The 18102-nt window shown below is 68.2% G+C and carries 17 protein-coding genes; 9 read left to right on the forward strand and 8 right to left on the reverse strand.

What is annotated here, in order from left to right:
- Nucleotides 1–97: 97 nt before the first annotated feature.
- Nucleotides 98–562, forward strand: a complete 465-nt coding sequence (locus FPZ47_RS06400; protein WP_144949867.1) for a hypothetical protein — start codon at nucleotides 98–100, stop codon at nucleotides 560–562.
- A gap of 114 nt (nucleotides 563–676) precedes the next feature.
- Here the strand turns inward: FPZ47_RS06400 and FPZ47_RS06405 are convergent, their stop codons facing one another.
- A complete protein-coding gene (locus FPZ47_RS06405; protein WP_144949865.1) occupies nucleotides 677–3118 on the reverse strand; it encodes a plasma-membrane proton-efflux P-type ATPase in 2442 nt (813 codons plus the stop codon).
- Nucleotides 3119–4031: 913 nt separating this feature from the next.
- On the opposite strand from FPZ47_RS06405, the gene FPZ47_RS06415 reads away from it, so the two are divergent.
- Nucleotides 4032–4880 carry a glycoside hydrolase family 16 protein gene (locus tag FPZ47_RS06415; RefSeq protein ID WP_144949861.1) on the forward strand — a complete coding sequence of 283 codons (849 nt, stop codon included), beginning with the start codon at nucleotides 4032–4034 and terminating at the stop codon, nucleotides 4878–4880.
- A 1-nt stretch (nucleotide 4881) separates the two neighbouring features.
- Here the strand turns inward: FPZ47_RS06415 and FPZ47_RS06420 are convergent, their stop codons facing one another.
- The 4 genes from FPZ47_RS06420 to FPZ47_RS06435 are packed head-to-tail and all read right to left on the reverse strand — an operon-like array spanning nucleotide 4882 to nucleotide 7116.
- The gene (locus FPZ47_RS06420) at nucleotides 4882–5754 is read right to left on the reverse strand and encodes a class I SAM-dependent methyltransferase (protein WP_144949859.1); all 873 of its coding nucleotides are present in this window, start codon (nucleotides 5752–5754) and stop codon (nucleotides 4882–4884) included.
- 13 nt (nucleotides 5755–5767) lie between these two features.
- Nucleotides 5768–5992: a DUF2905 domain-containing protein gene (locus FPZ47_RS06425; RefSeq protein ID WP_144949857.1), complete on the reverse strand. Its 225-nt coding sequence runs from the start codon at nucleotides 5990–5992 to the stop codon at nucleotides 5768–5770.
- A complete protein-coding gene (locus FPZ47_RS06430) occupies nucleotides 5992–6618 on the reverse strand; it encodes an SOUL family heme-binding protein (protein ID WP_210419843.1) in 627 nt (208 codons plus the stop codon). The genes FPZ47_RS06425 and FPZ47_RS06430 overlap by 1 nt, the downstream gene beginning before the upstream one ends.
- A 15-nt stretch (nucleotides 6619–6633) precedes the next feature.
- Nucleotides 6634–7116 carry a TspO/MBR family protein gene (locus FPZ47_RS06435; RefSeq protein WP_144949853.1) on the reverse strand — a complete coding sequence of 161 codons (483 nt, stop codon included), beginning with the start codon at nucleotides 7114–7116 and terminating at the stop codon, nucleotides 6634–6636.
- Between the two features lie 1153 nt (nucleotides 7117–8269).
- Between FPZ47_RS06435 and FPZ47_RS29275 the strand changes: the two genes are divergently transcribed.
- Nucleotides 8270–11152 carry a cellulose binding domain-containing protein gene (locus FPZ47_RS29275; protein ID WP_246133312.1) on the forward strand — a complete coding sequence of 961 codons (2883 nt, stop codon included), beginning with the start codon at nucleotides 8270–8272 and terminating at the stop codon, nucleotides 11150–11152.
- Here the strand turns inward: FPZ47_RS29275 and FPZ47_RS06460 are convergent.
- Nucleotides 11145–12053: a class I SAM-dependent methyltransferase gene (locus tag FPZ47_RS06460; protein ID WP_144949851.1), complete on the reverse strand. Its 909-nt coding sequence runs from the start codon at nucleotides 12051–12053 to the stop codon at nucleotides 11145–11147. The two genes, FPZ47_RS29275 and FPZ47_RS06460, sit on opposite strands and share 8 nt — an antisense overlap.
- 24 nt (nucleotides 12054–12077) lie before the next feature.
- Entirely contained in the window at nucleotides 12078–12737 is a 660-nt protein-coding gene (locus FPZ47_RS06465; protein WP_144949849.1) for a hypothetical protein, read from the reverse strand.
- Between the two features lie 98 nt (nucleotides 12738–12835).
- Between FPZ47_RS06465 and FPZ47_RS06470 the strand changes: the two genes are divergently transcribed.
- Together FPZ47_RS06470 and FPZ47_RS06475 are read left to right on the forward strand one after the other, a co-directional pair.
- Nucleotides 12836–14266 (forward strand): amino acid permease, encoded by a 1431-nt coding sequence (locus tag FPZ47_RS06470; RefSeq protein WP_144949847.1) that lies wholly within the window; start codon nucleotides 12836–12838, stop codon nucleotides 14264–14266.
- Between the two features lie 220 nt (nucleotides 14267–14486).
- Nucleotides 14487–15794 (forward strand): hydroxyacid-oxoacid transhydrogenase, encoded by a 1308-nt coding sequence (locus FPZ47_RS06475; protein WP_144949845.1) that lies wholly within the window; start codon nucleotides 14487–14489, stop codon nucleotides 15792–15794.
- Nucleotides 15795–15831: 37 nt separating this feature from the next.
- Here FPZ47_RS06475 and FPZ47_RS06480 read toward each other — a convergent pair whose 3' ends face one another.
- Nucleotides 15832–16734 carry an NAD-dependent epimerase/dehydratase family protein gene (locus FPZ47_RS06480; protein ID WP_144949843.1) on the reverse strand — a complete coding sequence of 301 codons (903 nt, stop codon included), beginning with the start codon at nucleotides 16732–16734 and terminating at the stop codon, nucleotides 15832–15834.
- A 185-nt stretch (nucleotides 16735–16919) separates the two neighbouring features.
- Here FPZ47_RS06480 and FPZ47_RS06485 point away from each other — a divergent pair, with 185 nt between their 5' ends.
- The 4 genes from FPZ47_RS06485 (at nucleotide 16920) to FPZ47_RS28285 (ending at nucleotide 18077) form a co-directional block, all read left to right on the forward strand.
- The gene (locus tag FPZ47_RS06485; protein WP_144949841.1) at nucleotides 16920–17228 is read left to right on the forward strand and encodes a hypothetical protein; all 309 of its coding nucleotides are present in this window, start codon (nucleotides 16920–16922) and stop codon (nucleotides 17226–17228) included.
- A gap of 36 nt (nucleotides 17229–17264) precedes the next feature.
- On the forward strand, nucleotides 17265–17603 hold the full coding sequence (locus FPZ47_RS06490) for a hypothetical protein (RefSeq protein WP_144949839.1): 339 nt from the start codon (nucleotides 17265–17267) through the stop codon (nucleotides 17601–17603).
- 101 nt (nucleotides 17604–17704) lie between these two features.
- Nucleotides 17705–17848, forward strand: coding sequence for a hypothetical protein (locus tag FPZ47_RS28280; protein ID WP_168209375.1), 144 nt, complete (start codon nucleotides 17705–17707; stop codon nucleotides 17846–17848).
- 82 nt (nucleotides 17849–17930) lie between these two features.
- Entirely contained in the window at nucleotides 17931–18077 is a 147-nt protein-coding gene (locus tag FPZ47_RS28285) for a hypothetical protein (RefSeq protein ID WP_168209376.1), read from the forward strand.
- Nucleotides 18078–18102: the final 25 nt, after the last annotated feature.

The following is an 18102-nucleotide window of genomic DNA, read 5'->3' on the forward strand; positions in this document are numbered from 1 at the left end:
AACGGTGCCCCGCGGCCATGCCGTCACAGCGGAAGCGACTGCACCAGAGACGATTTCATCGACATCAGGGAGAGAGCGGGGCGCGGCGATCAGGCTGATGTCGGCCGGCCCGATCGTCATCGCCAACGGCATCTCGCTCACCCCGGCACCGGGCTGGACGCTCACGAACCGGGGCCCGAACTGGGTCACGCTCTACAACGCCGATTCCACCGCGCGCATCCAGGTGGAGGTCAAACCGGCCGGCGGGGCGGATATCCTCGCCGAGCTGCAGGCCGACATCAACAGGTTGACCAGTACGCCGACCACCGGATTGACCAATGTGACGAACTTGACCGGGCCTTCCGTAAAAGCGCGGCACGGCGCCAACTTCCAGCAGCAGGCCTCCATCGACTACACCGCCGACATATCGACACAGCAGGGCACCATTCCCGTCCTCGGTGTCTTCGACGAGCTGTTGAACACCTCGACCCTGCTGTCGGCCTTCATCGACTACAGGGAGGACGGCGAGGCCTCCACCCATTCCGCCGACTCCGGAGGAATGATGATCAACTCGATGCTCTGAGGGCGCACCCGTCCTCTGGGATCGCATGGCGCACAGGACTTCCGCCCCTTATCTGCGGATGCGGTGCTGCGCTGGAGGGCGTGTCGAGGAGAAGACCATGAGCACCCGGAACAGCTAGGCGCGCTGCGGGTTCGGGTGTTCGCGGCGCGGCTGATGGTCGAGCCACCAATAGGCGGCCAGCTTGACCCGGTCGTTGAACAGGAACCAGCCCACCGCGTAGGCCCACACCAGACCGGCCCAGCGCCACCCCAGCGGTGTCATCGCCACCCCGTCGACCGCGATCAGCGTCGCGACGGTTTGCGCCGTGATCACCGCGCCCAGCAGCAGCGGTGCGGGAGCGGGCCGGGACCAGAAGGGGCCGCGGGAGCGGGTGAGGAAGATGGTCAGCTGTCCGGCGACCGACAGCTTCAAATAGATCATGGTGCGGATGAAGTCGTGGTTCAGTCCGAAAACCCGGGCCGCGAGGAAGAACAGGACGAAGGTGGCAACGACGCCGATCACGCCCAGCACGGTGGCGATGGTCAGCACGGCGCGCATGTCCCACTTGACCGGCATGGCGGAACCGCGCACGTGGTCGTAGGCGATCGACAGGATCGCGCCGTCGTTGAGCAGCGCCAGGAACACGATCATCGCGGCGGTGACCGGGCGGAAGTTCATGAAAACCACGGCCAGGGTGATCAGCAGCAACACCCGGATGGTTTCGGCGATACGGTAGGTGGCGTAGCTGGTGAGCCGGGCGAAGATCTCCCGGGCCAGCCCGATCGCGGTCACGATCACCGACAAGCCGGGTGCCAGCAGGACCACGTCGGCGGCCGCGCGGGCCGCGTCGGTGGATCCGGCCACCGCGATACCGGCGTCGGCCTGTTTGAGCGCGGGGGCGTCGTTGACGCCGTCGCCGGTCATCCCGACGATGTGCCCGCGGGCCTGCAACAGCCGCACGATGCGGTACTTGTGCTCGGGAAACACTTGGGCGAACCCGTCTGTTGCCTCCACCCGGGCGCCCAGATCGTCGCCGTCAGCGGCGTCGTCGAGCATGCCGGCATCGAGGATCTGCTCCCCCAGGCCGACCTGACGGGCGATCTCGCGGCCGATGGCGACCTGGTCGCCGGTGACCATCTTGACGTCGATGCCGAGGTCTCTTGCGGCGCTGATGGTCGCCGCGGAGTCGTCGCGCGGCGGGTCCGCCAGAGCCAGGACACCCAGCAGCCGCCAGCAGCCGTCGCCGTCCGTCTTGGCGACCCCCAGGGACCGGTACCCGTGGCCTGCGAATCGTTCGACCACACCGTCGATTTCGGCGGTGGCGCCGTCGTCGTCGCCGTCGCACAGGGCGGCGATGACCTGGGGCGCACCCTTGCTGACCCGAAAAGTCCGGCCGTCGGGGTCGCGCACCGTCGCCTCGGTGCGTTTGCTGACCGGGTCGAACGGGACGAACTTGTCCACCCGGGCCACGGGTAGCGGGCCCGCGGCGGCCACCACCGCCAAGTCGATGAGGTCGTTGTCTTCGACGCGTGAGGCCAGCGCCGCCGCCGTGAGCAGTTCGTCGTCGCCGCCGGCGGTGGTGCTCCAGCGGGCGGCGAGCGCGAGACGGTTCTGGGTCAACGTGCCGGTCTTGTCCGAGCACAACAGGTCGATGCCGCCGAGCTCCTCGACCGCCGGGAGATGACTCACCACGGCCTCGTGACGCGCCAGTTGGCGGGCGCCGATGGCCATCGTCACCGACAGCACCGCCGGCAGCGCCACCGGAATCGAGGCGATCGTGACCACCAGCGCGAACTCCAGGGTCTCCAGCACGGGATTGCCCCGGATCAGCGAGACCACCACCGTCAGGGTGACCAGGACCAGCGCGATCACGATCAGGTAGTTCGCGATGCGCAGCACCGCGCGCTGAAAATGGCTGACCGTGCCCGCGGCCTCCACCAGCGCGGCGGTCTTGCCCATGTACGACGACACTCCGGTGGCGCATACCAGCGCGTCGGCCTCGCCGCGCACCACCACCGACCCAGAGAACACGGCGTCGCCCTGTCCGCGGCTCACTGCCAGCGACTCGCCGGTCAGCGCGGACTGGTCCACGTCGAGGGTGACGTCGTCGAGAATCCGCAGATCGGCGGGCACCACATCGCCGAGGCGCACCCGCAAGACGTCGCCGGGCACCAGGTCGCGCACGGCCACCGTCGCCCATGCGCCGTCGCGCAGCACCCGCGCCTCTGACACCAGCCGCCGCTTGAGCGCGGCGATCGCGTTGGCCGCCTGGTGTTCCTCGAAATACGCCACCAGGCCGTTCATCGCCAGCAGCACCCCGATGATCACCGCGTCGGTCCAGTGTCGGGCGGCCACCGACAACACCAGCGCGACCTCGATCATCCAGGGGATCGGCGCCCAAAAATAACCCAGAAACTCCAGCACCGGATTGCGATGCCGTTCGCCGATCTCGTTGGGCCCGTAGCGCTCCAGTCTTTGCCGGGCCTGGGCTGTCGTCAAACCCGCTGCGGAGCTGTCCAGTTCGGCGAGCAGCTGCGGCAGCGGTAACTCGGTCAGCTTGTCGGTGGCCTGCGTCAACCCCGTCTCCCCTCACGGTCCATCGCGTGTCGAGTTCACACTCGCATCGTCGTCGCAGACCAGATAGGGCCGAACGCCCCCTATCGGATGGACCGTGTTCGGCCGCCGGCGTCGTGTGTCAACCGACGGCGTCCCGTGTGGACCCTTCGACGGCGATCGGCAGGCCGACCAGCGACGGGCGGCGCGATCGCAGGCCTCCGCGAGCACGCCGACCGCGGCCGAACTCAAATCGACGAAGAGCGGCTTGGCGCCGGCGCGGCTGTGCCGGAAGGCAAAGCCCGCCAGGGCGGTATCGCATTGCGTCAACGCAGCAGAGCGTCAACGTAGCAGAGCGTCAACGGTGCAGAGTTTTTCGTTCACGGGCCAGGTGGGTGCGGTAACTCGTCGTCGCGGGCGGCGAATTCGTCGGGTTCAGGCCGGTGTGTCGGAGCTGGAACAGCCGCCGAAAGCGCGAAGTCCGGACGCGCCGTCGCGGGAGGTTCCGCCTCGTCGTCGGACCCGCGCGGAGGGATGGCGCAGCATCGCCGCACCACGCTCGCGTGCACGTCGCTGAGCCGCGATCCACACCGGGTGGGAGTCAAGGAAAATAATCGTCGCCTCTGAAGTGTTCGCCACGATTGTCAACTCCTTCCGAAGCAATGCGAAAGCAATGCGAATCGGCTTGTGAGATGTGGGGCAGATGTGGTTATTGAATCGTGATTCCAGGATGCCCGACCGACCCTGAGACCAAACCCCTCCCAACATGAGAATCAGCCATGAATTTGCGGCAAATCCCGAGCCACTGCTGTCGCCGCCGGTTGTCCGACCGGCCACGAGTCTGGATCGTAGCGGCGGCCACCGACACAATTTTCGACTCGGCATGAACGGCTGGCGCCGGCTCGGGCCGTGATCGGACTGCTATCGTCCCTTGCTTATGCCGGAGATGGACCGCCGCCGCATGATGTTGACGACCGGGATCGGCGTGCTGGCAGCCGCGCTGCCCGGCCCCGAGGCCCGTGCGGACCGATTGCGAGGGGGCCGCGCCGCGGGCCGCATCCCACCGCCAACCGCGCCCAGCGGGCAGTCCGGCAGCTACGTCTTCCAGGACGAATTCGACGGGCCGGCGGGCTCGGCGCCCGATTCGTCCAAGTGGGCGGTGGCGCAGGCCCGCGAAACCATCAAGGACCCGACGTACTGGGAGCGGCCCGAGAACATCGGCCAATACCGCGACAACCGGCAGAATGTCGTCGTCGACGGCAAGTCCAACCTCGTCCTGCGTGCCGCCAAAGACGGCCCGACGTACTACAGCGGCAAGGTGCAAAGCCTGTGGCGGGGCGGCGTCGGCCACACCTGGGAAGCGCGAATCAAGCTGAACTGCCTGACGCCGGGCGCCTGGCCCGCCTACTGGCTGGGCAATCAGGACGAAGGCGAGATCGACGTCATGGAATGGTACGGCAACGGCAAGTGGCCCTCGGCCACCACGGTGCACGCGAAAGCCAACGGCGGCGAGTGGAAGACCCACAACATCGCGGTGGACAGCGCCTGGCACACGTGGCGAACCCAGTGGGACCAGACCGGGATCCGCTTCTGGAAGGACTACGCCGACGGCGCGCAGCCCTACTTCGACGTCCCGGCGAACTCGCTGCCGGACTGGCCGTTCAACGCGCCCGGCTACACGGTGTTCACGGTGTTCAACCTCGCGGTCGCCGGTTCCGGCGGCGGCGACCCGGGACCGGGGACCTACCCCGCGGACATGCTCGTCGACTGGATACGCGTCTGGTGAGTCAGCCGAACTCGAGCAACGTGTAGGCGCCGCGGAACGGCCGCATCGGCGCACACCGCCAGAACGCGGGGAACAACGTCCCGAAGAACACACCCCGTCCCCTGGGCATCGGCAGGTCGTGCACCGCCTGGATCCCGGGCATGGTGTCGGCCAGATCCGCGAGCTGGCGCGACGAAAGGCTGAACGGCATCGGCGGCACCCGGTAGCGCCTGGAGGACCGCATCCCCCGCGGCGCGAGCTTCTTGACCAGGATCGGCGGCAGGTCGAAGAACATCTGCCCGCCGGGAAACCGCTTTGCGCACTCGGCGATCAGGCCCAGCGACTCGTGCGGTTGCAGGTACATCAGCAGGCCCTCGGCGGTGATGAAAACGCCGTGGGTGGCGTCGATCTCATCCATCCAGCTGTAGTCCAGCGCGGATTGCGCCAGGTACGTGATGCGCTCCGAATGCGGCAACAGCCGCCGTCGCAGTTCGATGACCGGCGGCAGGTCCACCGACACCCAACGAAATCGCGCGTCGGCCAGTGCGCTGCTGACGCGCCAGAAGCTGGTCTGGAAGCCTTCCGCCAGGGCGACGACCGTCGCCCGGGGCCGCGCCGTGAGGTACTCGATCGCGCACCGGTCCACCGCCAGGGACCGCAGCGCCATCTCCTGGCCTCTGCGCCGGAACTTCTCGAAGTCGAAGTCGATGGATTGGACGAGTTCGATCGCCATCGGGTCGTCCAGGATCGCATCCGGGCGCCCGGCCTGGTAGGCCCTGCCGTACAGGGTCAGCAGCGCCGTTTCCGAGACGCCGGTCAACTGCCCGGCGTCCACTTTCTCCACTTTGTCGTCTTTGTCGTCTTTGTCGTCTTTGTCGTCTGTGTGACGACTCATCAGCTCTCCCCGATCAACGACGGAGCAGGCGTCCCACGACCGCGAGCAACAACGTCGCCGCGAGCGAGACCAGCAGCATCGACACCAACGGAATGTAGACGTGCACGTTACCGCGTTCGATCCGGATATCGCCGGGAAGCCGGCCGAACCAGGAGAAGCCGCCCGCCCAGATGAGAACGCCGGCCACGACGACCAGGATCCCGGCCACCACGACGACGGGGCCGATGCTGCGTCCCATCACGACTCGACGGGGATCGCCACCTCGTTGCGGCGCCGGCACGGCAGCGTCCACGGCGGATCATAAAACCAGGCATCGGCCCCGCCGGTCGGTGTGATGTCGTTGTCGCGCAGGACCTTTCTGAGCTCAGCGGTGCGGTCGGCAACGGCCCGTGGGCTCCGGTCACCGCTGAATTTCAGCACAGCCACCGTCTGGGGCGGCACGGTCACCAAGCGGACCTGGTCGTCATTGGGTGTGGGCAGGGTGTCCATGGTCCACTTCGACGGCATGAAGAAGCGGATCACCCAGCCGCCTTCGGCGTCGGCCGCCTGGGCGACGGGCGCGGTCATCGCGATCTGTTGGCCCGCGGCCGCGTGCTGGCTGACCGGCGCCGTCATCGCGATCGCCTGGCCACCGCGGTTGCCGCCGAAGATGTAGCCCGCGACCCGGCGGAAGCCCACATTGCGGGCTCGCTCCTGGTCACCCGGCACCGTCGTCTCGGCGGCAATGCGCGGTCCGTAGCTCCGGATCTCGACGGTGTCGGTGAGCTCCTGGCGCGTGTAGCCGGGCTCCTCGGTGCCCAGGCGGATGCCGACGACCGCAACCAGCGATTCGGCGACCTGTTCGGCGAGCTTGGTCAGTTTCATCACAATGCCATTCCCTCAGTGTCGATTGAGAAACCACAGGTGGCCGGCCAACGCCGTCGCGAACGCGCACCACAGCGGGTACAGGAGCAGCGGAGCGGCTCGGCCGCCCTGCGCGTCTACGGCCCGGCGCGCCAGGTCGGCGCTGCTGACGGTGAGCGCCGCGGCGGCCGCCGCGGACAGGCCCAGCCCGCGGCGCTGAAAGAACAGCCATGACCAGCCGGCGTTCAATGCGAGGTTGAGCGCAAGGGCCCTGACGTATTGGCGACGTTCCGGCTTTCGCCCGCGGCGCTCCAGTTCGTCGAGTGTGTTGGACGAGACGACCGCGATGTCTGCGTAGAGCACCGGCCACACGATCGGAAAGACTTGCTGTGGAGGCTGGTACGGCGGCTTGCGCAGCGATCGGTACCACGGCGACGCGGCCGGACGGCTCGCCAGCCCACCGACGACGGCGGCCGAGGTAACGGCCGTGGCGGCGGGGATCAGAGTTCGTGCCTGCATGTCACACTCCCGGTGAAAGTGATCGGTAGGTGGATTCACCCATTTTCGTCGGCCGTTCGGCAAGGGGCAATATCCTTCGATTGCGATGTCACCCGCCTCTTGTCCCGGGCATGCGATGCGGGTAACCGCAAAATGACTCTTCCGGCCACGACTCTTCCGGCCACCGATTGGCCGTCCGGGTCCATCGTCGGTTCGGTACCAGTCGGCGCGATTGGCGGGTGCGGGTGTCGACCCCTCGGCCTCGTGCCGGACTGCACCGTAGCCGAAGTCGCGGCGCCCACCGGATTCGGTTGTGTCACAAACGAACAAAACGCCCGATCCGGTTCCGCCCCGTCAGCGCGGCCATGGCGGCCGGCGGGCTGGTCCTCCGGCCGGCGGGCCACTACGAGAGCTGTTGGAAAACGGAGCCTTTCGGGTTTGCGGCCATCGGTCTCCGACCCGCCCGGACCGGAGCCCCTTACCCTTCGCGACCCGTGATCGACCGGCCGGCGCGCAGAGGTTCGAGGGGACACGGCATTCCCGCTATGGACAATGCGCGTCACTATGCGGCGCGTTCGTTGTCAACACGCAAAGTAATTAAGCGTTGACGAATTCGGATTAGTGGCGAAATCCCGTTCAACCGCTTACCGGGTTTCCGCGGTTGCCCGCGCAGGCCCCAAGCACCTGGCGCCACCGAAAAGCCACCTCCAGGATTACGGCGCCAGTTGTGGCTCGTGGCACGGGCCCATTCGTCTCGTGCCACGAGTCAACACGCAGACGATGCGAAAGGTCCTGTCCGAATGCATGAAAGCAATCGGCACCCAACCGCGGCGGTCCGGGTGCCGGTTGCCGATGCTTGAGCCGACGATGCGGACACCGGAAGGTGCGTGGAACCTGGAGCGCCACCGCGTGCTTCCGCCACGTGGCTGCGGGGTCCGTGCCCGGAGGGCCACCGTCGCGGCACCGGCCCGCCCTGCAACTCTGGCGTACCTGAGCCACCTTTGATTTTGAGCCGGCCAGCGGATAACCGTCGACCCGGATTTGTGAGGTAACCATGAGATTTTGCACCAATTTATCGAAACGGTATGTGCATGAGGCCGAAGTGATTTACCGTCGTGATCGGGCCGTGATCGAACTGTGATGGCGGCGTGATACGTTAGTCAAAGGATTGTGCATGCCATATATGGTTTCCACGCCGGACGCACTAGTGGCGACGGCAGCAAACATCGCCGAGACCGGTTTCAGCCTGAGCGTGGCCAGCGCGGCAGCGGCCGGTTCGATAACCCGGGTGATACCAGCGGCTGCCGACGAGGTGTCTGCGGCCATCGCGACGCTCTTCGGCTCGTACGGTCATGAATATAGAGCCCTGATGGCCCAAGCGGCGGCATTTCACGCGCAATTTGCGCGTGAAATCACTGCCGGCGCCGCGTTGTATGCGAACGCCGAGGCGGCCAACGCGTCGCGTTTGCAGAGCGTGGCGCAGGAGGCGCGCAGCATGGTGACCGTTCTGACCGGTGCCTCCGGTGCCCAGGCGGCGGCCAAGGGCGGTGCCAGCGGTCACAGCGGCTCCGCAGGGGCGAGGGTCAACGGCACCGGGTTTCGAGCGGAGGGGGTCCTCGCGAGGACCGGCCTGTCTTCAACCGGTGGTAGCGGCGGCCAGGTCCGCACCAGCGCGGCGGCCCTGAATGTGAACGGCGCCACGACAAGCACCGCCACTTCCGCGTCCACGGCGATCGCGGCCAGCGGGGTGGCGTCGTCCGCCGGCACCGGCGGGACCGGCTTGGGTGCGACGTATACGGTGTCGTCGCAGTGGGCCAACGGGTTCACCGGCGACTACACGATCACCAACAACGGTTCGACTCCGCTAACCAACTGGCAGGCCCAATTCAGCCTGCCCGCAAACGAATCCATCACCAATGCGTGGAATGCGCAGGTGGTGCACTCGGGCACCCAGTACACGCTGACCCCCGAGAGCTACAACACCACGATCGCCCCCGGCCAGTCGGTCTCCATCGGTTTCCAGGCCAGCCAAACCGGCTCCTACTCCCCGCCCACGCACTTGCTGGTCGACGGGCACTCAATCGGAACCGGCAGCACGGGCACCGGAACCGGCAGCACGGGCACCGGAACCGGCAGCACCGGCACGGGCACAGGCACGGGAACCGGCGCCGGCAGCGCGGGCACCGGAACCGGCACAGGGGGCACGGGCACGGGAACCGGCGCCGGCAGCGCGGGTACCGGTACGGGTGGCGCCGGAACCGGAGCCGGAAGCACGGGCACGGGCAGCACCGGCGCCATCGGCACGGGAACCGACGCCGGCGGCACGGGCAGTGCGGGCGGGACCGGCTTGGGTGCGACGTATACGGTGTCGTCGCAGTGGGCCAACGGGTTCACCGGCGACTACACGATCGCCAACAACGGGTCGACTCCGCTAACCAACTGGCAGGCCCAATTCAGCCTGCCCGCAGACGAATCCATCACCAATGCGTGGAATGCGCAGGTGGTGCACTCGGGCACCCAGTACACGCTGACCCCCGAGAGCTACAACACCACGATTGCCCCCGGCCAGTCGGTCTCCATCGGTTTCCAGGCCAGCCAAACCGGCTCCTACTCCCCGCCGGCGCATTTGCTGGTCGACGGGCACTCAATCGGAACCGGCAGCACGGGCACCGGAACCGGCAGCACCGGCACGGGCACGGGCACCGGAACCGGCAGCACGGGCACCGGAACTGGTAGCGCGGGTACCGGAAGCGGCAGCACGGGTACGGGTACGGGCAGCGCCGGAACCGGCAGCACGGACACCGGAACCGGAACCGGCAGCGTGGGCACGGGAAGCGGCAGCGCCGGAACCGACGGCACGGGCACCGGAACCGGCAGCGCGGACACCGGAACCGGCAGCACGGGCACCGGCACGGGCAGCGGCACGGGCAGTGCGGGCGGGACCGGCTTGGGTGCGACGTACACGGTGTCGTCGCAGTGGGCCAACGGGTTCACCGGCGACTACACGATCACCAACAACGGGTCGACTCCGCTAACCAACTGGCAGGCCCAATTCAGCCTGCCCGCAAACGAATCCATCACCAATGCGTGGAATGCGCAGGTGGTGCACTCGGGCACCCAGTACACGCTGACCCCCGAGAGCTACAACACCACGATCGCCCCGGGTCAGTCGGTCTCCATCGGTTTCCAGGCCAGCCAAACCGGCTCCTACTCCCCGCCCACGCATTTGCTGGTCGACGGGCACTCAATCGGAACCGGCAGCACGGGCACCGGAACCGGCAGCACCGGCACGGGCACAGGCACGGGAACCGGCGCCGGCAGCACGGGCACCGGAACCGGCACGGGCAGCACCGGAACCGGAACCGGAACCGGAACCGAAGATACTGTGATCACCACCCAGTACGGAAAGACGACGATCGAAAACTCCTACCTGGTCCAGAACAACGCCTACAACAACCCCAACGGGCAGTCCATCGACGTCTCCTCCACGGGGTTCACCATCACCGGCGAGAACGGCTCCGCCCCCACCAACGGCGCCCCGCTGGGATATCCGTCGGTCTATCTCGGCACGGCCTACGGCGCCAGCTCGCCGGGCACGCCCCTGCCCGAGCAGTTGAGCCAGATCCACACCGCCACCAGCAGCATCAGTTACACCTACCCCACCCACGGGATCTACGACGCGTCCTATGACATCTGGCTGAATCCGACGCCCATCACGACCGGGGTCAACCACCAGGAGATCATGATCTGGTTCAACCACCAGGGCCCGATCCAGCCCGTTGGCTCCCCGGTGGGCAACAGCACGATCGACGGGCGCAGCTTCACAGTCTGGGATGGCAGCAACGGCTCGAACAACGTGGTCTCCTACGTCGCGACCTCGCCGATGAACTCCTGGAACAACTTCAACGTGCTGGGATTCGTCGACCACACGGAAACCATTGAGCCGGTAACCAACTCGTGGTACCTCACCAGCATCCAAGCCGGCTTCGAGCCGTGGAGCGGCAGCGTCGGCGCGTCGGTCAACTCATTTTCGGCGAGCGTCAACGGCGTCAGCTAGTGAGCGATTCGCTGCTTGCAGTGGATCCTTGCCGCGAAGCGGCGTCGGCCGAAGCCTGCGGGGCAAGCAGGGCCACCGCGCTCCACGGTCTGTCGCCCGGGTGCCGGAGATCGGGCTGGGGCAGTCGCGCCGCGAGGCGCATCAACGGCGGCAGCCGACGGAACCGGCGGGCGGCCGCGAGCAGCGACTCGGCATGCACGGTGCGCCAGCCGAGATCTTCGAACCAGGAAAGCCCGTTGTCGGGGGCGAACCTGAACGGTGCGTTCTCGAGCATGCCGGCCATCTTCTTGTTCATCATCGCCTTGAGGCCGGGGCCGGCGAAGTCGAGCATCCACCAGGCGACCTCGGGCCGCCGGATCGCCGCCGAGAGCGCGACGACGTCGCAGTCCTCGAGATACATCAACAGGCCCTCGGTCAGCACCAGGGCCTTCGTGGCACCGTCCAGCGCGTCGTCGAAGAAGGCGCCGCGTGCGCGCGGGTCGGCCAGATCGACGGCGGTCCGGGTCAACCGGCAGCGCGGAGTCTGGTCGGCGAGCAGCCGCGTCTTTTCCTCGAGCAACGCGGGCAGGTCGGCCTCGACCCAGGTGAGGTCAAAGGGAAGGTCCAGACGGTAGGGCCGAGTGTCCAGCCCCGCGGCCAGGTTCAGCACCCGGTCGCAGCCGTCGGCGATTGCTTCGGCGATCGCGTCGTCGATGATCTTGGTGCGCGCGACCAGCCACCACCCGTTGCGGTTCGACCGCGGCACCGCGGCGACGATCGCCCGGCCGTGGTCACCGGCCAGGCGTTCGGCCAGCGGGTCGCGGAACAGCGCGTCCGGACGGGCCGACTCGGTGGCCCGGTGCAGCGCCGTCCACCGCGCCGTGTCGGATACATGGGTGATCGAGCTTCCGGGGCCGGTCATACGTTGCGTTATAGCACCCGCCGCTCACCTGCCGGCAAACCATGCGGTCCTCACCGCGCGGGCCTGCGGCGGTGGGAACGGGGTGCTCGAGGTGCCCACCTGGCCGAACTTGACCGTCCACACCGGCGCCGCGCGATCGATGCAGGTTCCGGCGCCTTGGCTGGGCAGCCACAGGACCGCCAGATGAGCATCGGGGTCGCCGCAGCCGTACACGCCCACGTAGCCGTCGTCCCGCCCGCCCCACGCGCCACCGTTGCGCAACAGGCAGCGGGTGCCGTCGTCGAGAACCAGCGCGAACGGGTCCGGCGTCGCGACCGGCTGCACCGGCGGCAGCGGACCGCCGTAGCCCACCCGGTGCACACGCATGTCCCAGGGATTCGCGATGCACAGCAGCGATCCGGGCGTCGCGGGCCAGCAGGTGCCGGCATCGGCCGCGCTCGGCGAGCAGTAGTAGATGTCGCCGGCCACCGCCGACGGCGACGGGGTGGTGCACTGGTCGACGGTGGTGACATTGCCCTGCGGCGGCGCCTCCTGATAGCCATTGACCGGCTGGCCGTCGGGGCCCACAGCCACGGTGGTGATCACCTCGGTGGGCGGTGGATCGGCAATCGCCCGCGCGCCCGGCCAGCAGAAGGCCGCCGTGGCGGCGACACCGGCGGCAACGGATGCGGCTCGCGAGACCATGCCTAACCCACCTTCCGTTCGGCCCTCGGGTGCAGCGTAAGACGCGCGACGTCGCGCGTGTCCGGAATCGTGCGTCTCCGGTCCGGTACCGTCCGCTAATGCCCGACGACGACGCAGCCGTCCCGCACCTGCACCGGGGGTTGTCCAACCGCCATGTCCAGCTGATCGCGATCGGCGGCGCGATCGGCACGGGCCTGTTCCTGGGGTCGGCGAAAACGATCTCCCACGCCGGGCCGGCGGTGGTGCTGGTGTACGGCATCGTCGGGTTCTTCATGTTCTTCGTGCTGCGCGCGATGGGCGAACTGCTGCTGTCGAACCTGAACTACAAGTCGTTCGTCGACTTCGCGGCCGACCTGCTCGGACCCGCGGCGGCCTTTTTCATGGGGTGGTCGTACTGGTTGGCCTGGGTGGTCACCGGCACCGCGGAGGTGGTCGCGATCACCGGCTACTTCCAGTTCTGGTGGCCCGGGTTGCCCTCGTGGTTACCGACGTTGCTCACGGTCGGCCTGATCCTTGTGGTGAACCTGTCCGGCGTCCGCCACTTCGGGGAGATCGAGTTCTGGTTTGCCTTGGTCAAGGTCGCCGTGATCGTCTGCTTCATCGTCGCCGGCGCCGTCCTTTTGGCGACGAATTACGTTTCACCGCAAGGCCACCGCGCGACCATCGAGAACCTGTGGAAGGACGGCGGATTCTTCGCCACCGGGTTCACCGGCGCGATCAGCGCGTTCCAGATCGCGTCGTTCGCCTTCGTCGGGGTCGAACTGATCGGTATCGCGGCGGCCGAGACGGTCGACCCGTGCCGCACCCTCCCCCGCGCGATCAACGCCGTTCCGTTGCGGGTGGGCATCTTCTACATCGGCGCACTGCTGGCCATCCTCACCGTGGTGCCCTGGCGGGACTTCGCCAGCGGGGAATCGCCGTTCGTGATGATGTTCTCGCTCGCCGGGCTTTCGGCCGCGGCGTCGATCGTGAACTTCGTCGTGATCACCGCGGCGGCCTCCTCGGCGAATTCCGGGGTGTTCTCCACGGGCCGTATGCTTTTCGGCCTGGCCGACGAAGGCAGCGCCCCGGCGCCGTTCGGCCGGCTCAGCCGCGACGGGGTGCCGTCGCGCGCGTTGCTGGCCACGGCGGCGCTGATGCTGGCCGCCATTCCCCTGCTCTACGTGCGTGGTTCGGTGATCGGCGCGTTCACGCTCTTGACGGTCGTCGCGTCGCTGCTGTTCATGTTCGTGTGGGCGCTGATCGTCGTCAGCTACCTCGTCTACCGTCGCCGGCACGCGCGGCGGCACGCCGACTCGGCGTACAAGATGCCCGGCGGCGCGGCGATGTGCTGGGCGGTGCTGGTCTTCTTCGCGTTCGTGGTCGGGACGCTGTGCATCGACCCGGGAACCGCCGTCGCCCTGGGGTGGATTGTGCTGTGGTTCGCCGTCCTGGCGGTCGGCTGGCTGATGGTGCGCCGCCGGCCCGGTCACGCCGAGCGGTACCGCCGGTTCCGCGCCGAGATCAACGCGGACGTGCGGGACCGATAGCCCCCGCTGCAGCTGGGCCCACACCGACTTGATCTGCAGGTAGGCCTCGATGCCCTCGCGGCCGAACTTGTGGCCCCACCCGGACTGCTTGTCACGGCCGCAGGGCACCGCGTGGTCGAACACGAACTGGCAGTTCAGCCTCCCCGCCGCGGCGGCGGCGCCGGTGGGGTGCGACCGGGTGGGGTACTCTGCCGTCGCTACCCGACTGAGGAGGGCCCCGATGGGATGCTGCGAATTCCCGGCCGCGGCGCAGGGCTGCGACGGCGCGTTCACCGTCGACTCCTCGCGGGTCACCTTCGGGCGCGGCTGTCTGGCGGAGTTGGGCGACCGGGCCCGCGCGCTGGGTTTGCGGCGGGTCGCCCTGTTCTCCGATGCGCGCGTGGCCGGACTGCCCGTCTTTCGCGGGGCGCACGACTCGCTCGTCGCGGCCGGCCTGGACGTGATGACCTACACCGACGTCCATGTCGAGCCCACGGACGAATCATTCGCCGCGGCTGCGCGTTTCGCGCGAGAGTCGAACCCGGACGGCTACGTGTCCCTGGGCGGCGGGTCGGTCATCGACACCTGTAAGGCGGCCAACCTCTACGCCACCCATCCCGCCGACCTGCTGGCCTACGTCAACGCGCCGGTCGGCGAGGGCAAACCCGTGCCCGGCCCGCTGAGGCCCCACCTCGCCTGCCCCACGACGGCGGGCACCGGCAGCGAAGTCACCGGGATCGCGATCTTCGACCTGCTGGCGCTGTCGGCGAAGACGGGCATCGCCTCGCACGCGCTGCGTCCCACCGAGGCGCTCGTCGATCCCGACTGCACCGCGAGCCTGCCGCCGGAGGTCGTCGCCGCGGCGGGACTCGACGTGCTGTCGCACGCGTTGGAGTCCTACACCGCGCGGCCCTACGTCCATCGGCCGGCTCCCGAACGCCCGAGCCTGCGGCCGATGAGCCAGGGCGCCAACCCGTGGAGCGACCTGGGCTGCCGCGAGGCGTTACGCGTGCTGGGACAATTCATCGAGCGCGCGGTGCGCGACGCCTCCGACAGTGAGGCCCGCGAGCAGATGATGTGGGCCGCAACGCTTGCCGGCATCGCCTTCGGCAACGCGGGCGTACACGCGCCGCACGGCATGGCCTACGCGGTGGCCGGGTTGGTGCGCGACTTCCGCCCGGCCGGCTACTCCGCCGACGAGCCACTGGTGCCCCACGGCATGGCCGTCATCCTCAACGCGCCCGCGGTTTTCCGGCGCATCGCGGCGGTGAGCCCGGAGCGCCACCTCGAGGCCGCCCGGCTGCTCGGCGCGGACACCCGCGGCGCCGCCGCGGCGGACGCCGGCGAAGTCCTCGCGACGGAGCTCATCCGCATCATGCGCGCGGTGGGAATGCCCAACGGCCTCGGCGGGGTGGGTTATGCCGACACCGATGTGGCGGCGCTCGCGGAGGGCGCCTACCCGCAGCAGCGCCTGCTGCAGAACGCGCCGCTAGAGATGACCAAGCCGGTCCTGGCGGACCTGTTCCGCCAGGCCCTGCGCTACTGGTAGCCGCGGGTTCTCCGACGTTGCGCTGTGCCGCAACCGGTTACGAGCCGACCAACTCGGGATGGAACTTGGCGGCCATGCGGCGCATCCCGTCGCGCCAGTCGACGCTCGTCTCGCCCACGAGTGCGCGCATCCGGGCGGCGTCCGTGGGGTTGCCGCGCAGCGCCTGCGCGCTCTCGTCGAATACGGGTTCCTTGCCCACCAGCGCGCCCAGGTAACCGCACCACTCCTGAATGCTCACGGTCTGGTCGCTGCACCAGTTGACCGTCGTCGCCGGAACCGACGCCGCTTCCAGCAGTTTGGGGATGGTCGCGATGATGTCGTCCTCGTGGATCGGGTTGTAGCGGGCCGGTCCGCCGGGCGGCACCGGGATCGGGATACCGGCCAGCATCATCTCCATGTGGTAGAAGGGCCACCCGCCGTTGTCGCCGTAGGGGACGTTGAGCCGGGCGATCGTGGTGGGCACGCCGAGAACGCGCGCCATGGAGCGGGCGACGACCTCACCGGCGATCTTGGAGATCGAATAGGTGGGGAACAATGGCTTGTGGTTGTCCCCCAGGGCGGCGAGCTCGCTGCGCGGTTCGTCGTCGGGCGGGTCGTAGACGGCGGCCGAGGAACAGTGCAGAAACGCCTTGGCGCCACGACAGTGCGCCATGAGAAGTCCGACTGACTCGGCGTTGGCCCCGAGGTCCTTGTCCCAATCTCCGCTCTTGGCCACGGCCAAGTTGAGAACATACTCGAAATCGTCTGGGAGTTCGCTGAACTCACCCGCCGCCAGGTTGACTGCAACGCACCGGATCCCGGCTTTCTCCAGACCCTCCCGAGCGGCGGGATCGGTGAAGCGAGCAATCCCCCACACCTCGTTCTCGGCCGCGAGTGCTCGGGCGATGGGGGTGGCGATTTGACCTGTCGGACCTGTGATCAGGATTTTTGAGCCGTGCATGCGCTGATGGTAGGCCACCTCGTGACGACACCCGCAGTGTGTAGGCAACTATTTCCGCCGCCGTGCCGGCCGCGTGCGTGACGGCGCAGACGGTGACGCCGCCGACTTTTCGCCGCCGGACACCCACGAACACGGGCGCGATGCTGTTGCGCGCTTTGGCAACCGAGTGCGTACTGTTTGGGTTCATGGACGACCGCGACAAAGATCCGGCGGTGGTTTTGCCCTATCTTATAGGCAGATCGCTTGCCGCCACCGAGGTCTACGAAGCATTCGGTTACCGCAAATCCGCGTACTACAAGGCGGCTCGTGAGGGCAGGCTCATCACGGCCGACAATCTGATCAGGGTCGCCACCTACTTCGGTCTGAACCCGGTCGACCTGCAGGTGCGCTACGGGTTGATCCCGCCCGAAGCGGTCACCGACTACGTCGAGTCCGCGCCGCACCCTGCCCGGCTGCGGGATCTGCGCCCGGACCCGCGCAAGCCGTCGATCTGACGGCGGCTCGGCAACCGGTCGGGCGCGAGCAATGAAGTGCATGCTCGTCGTCACGACTGCGGCTGCCGTATCCGCACCTTCTGGTTCGGTGCCTACTGGCTGGTGCTCGGGGCGATGCTGGTTTATCTCTTTCGCTACGCCGGCCGGGTGCTGCTGATCCTGCGGAAGGAGCCGCGCTCCAGGGCCACCGCCCACCTCTATCCGACCTCGGCCGGCTTCGGTGTGGCCGCGACCGTGATACACGTGGACTGGCAGGCCAGCGGTCGAACGGTTCGCGGTCGGCGGAAACCCTTCGCGGTAGCCGACTCTCGGGGCGGCCACGCCGCCGACCCCGGCCGCATTCACTTGCCGTGCAACGTCGTCCGCGTCGGGTGATCCGACCGGTCCCCGCCGGCTGATCCCGAGGGCCCGGCCGAGCGGCGTTTAGGGCCGATGGTCCCTAGCCTCGGCGTTGTGCGTACGCGATCATTCGACTCATGACCGAACCGGCCCCACCGCCCCATCCGGGCGGACGGCTCCCCCGAGACGACGATCGGCCCGGCCCGCTGCTGGGGGTCGTGGCAGGTGTGGGCATCGGTGGCAGGTGGGCCAGCCGCCCCATGGTGCGCGGCGCCCGCTGACGGCCCCGGCCCGCAAGGCTCAGTTTCGTCCAACACGGCGGCCACCCGAAGCCGGAACCGCCCGACCGAGGAGGAGGTCCTCATGTCCCGTAGCGCCGGAGCGCGGTATGAGTGCGAGGAGTGCGGAGCGGTGCTCGTCTACGAGAAGCCCTGCCCATGCACCTCGGAGAACGAACACTCGGAGGTCTGCTGCGACAAGCCGATGAAGCAACTGGTGCAGGCGAATTAGCGGCGACCCGGCGCGCCGGTCGTGC

It is taken from the genome of Mycobacterium helveticum, from assembly GCF_007714205.1.
Taxonomy (GTDB): Bacteria; Actinomycetota; Actinomycetes; order Mycobacteriales; family Mycobacteriaceae; genus Mycobacterium; species Mycobacterium helveticum.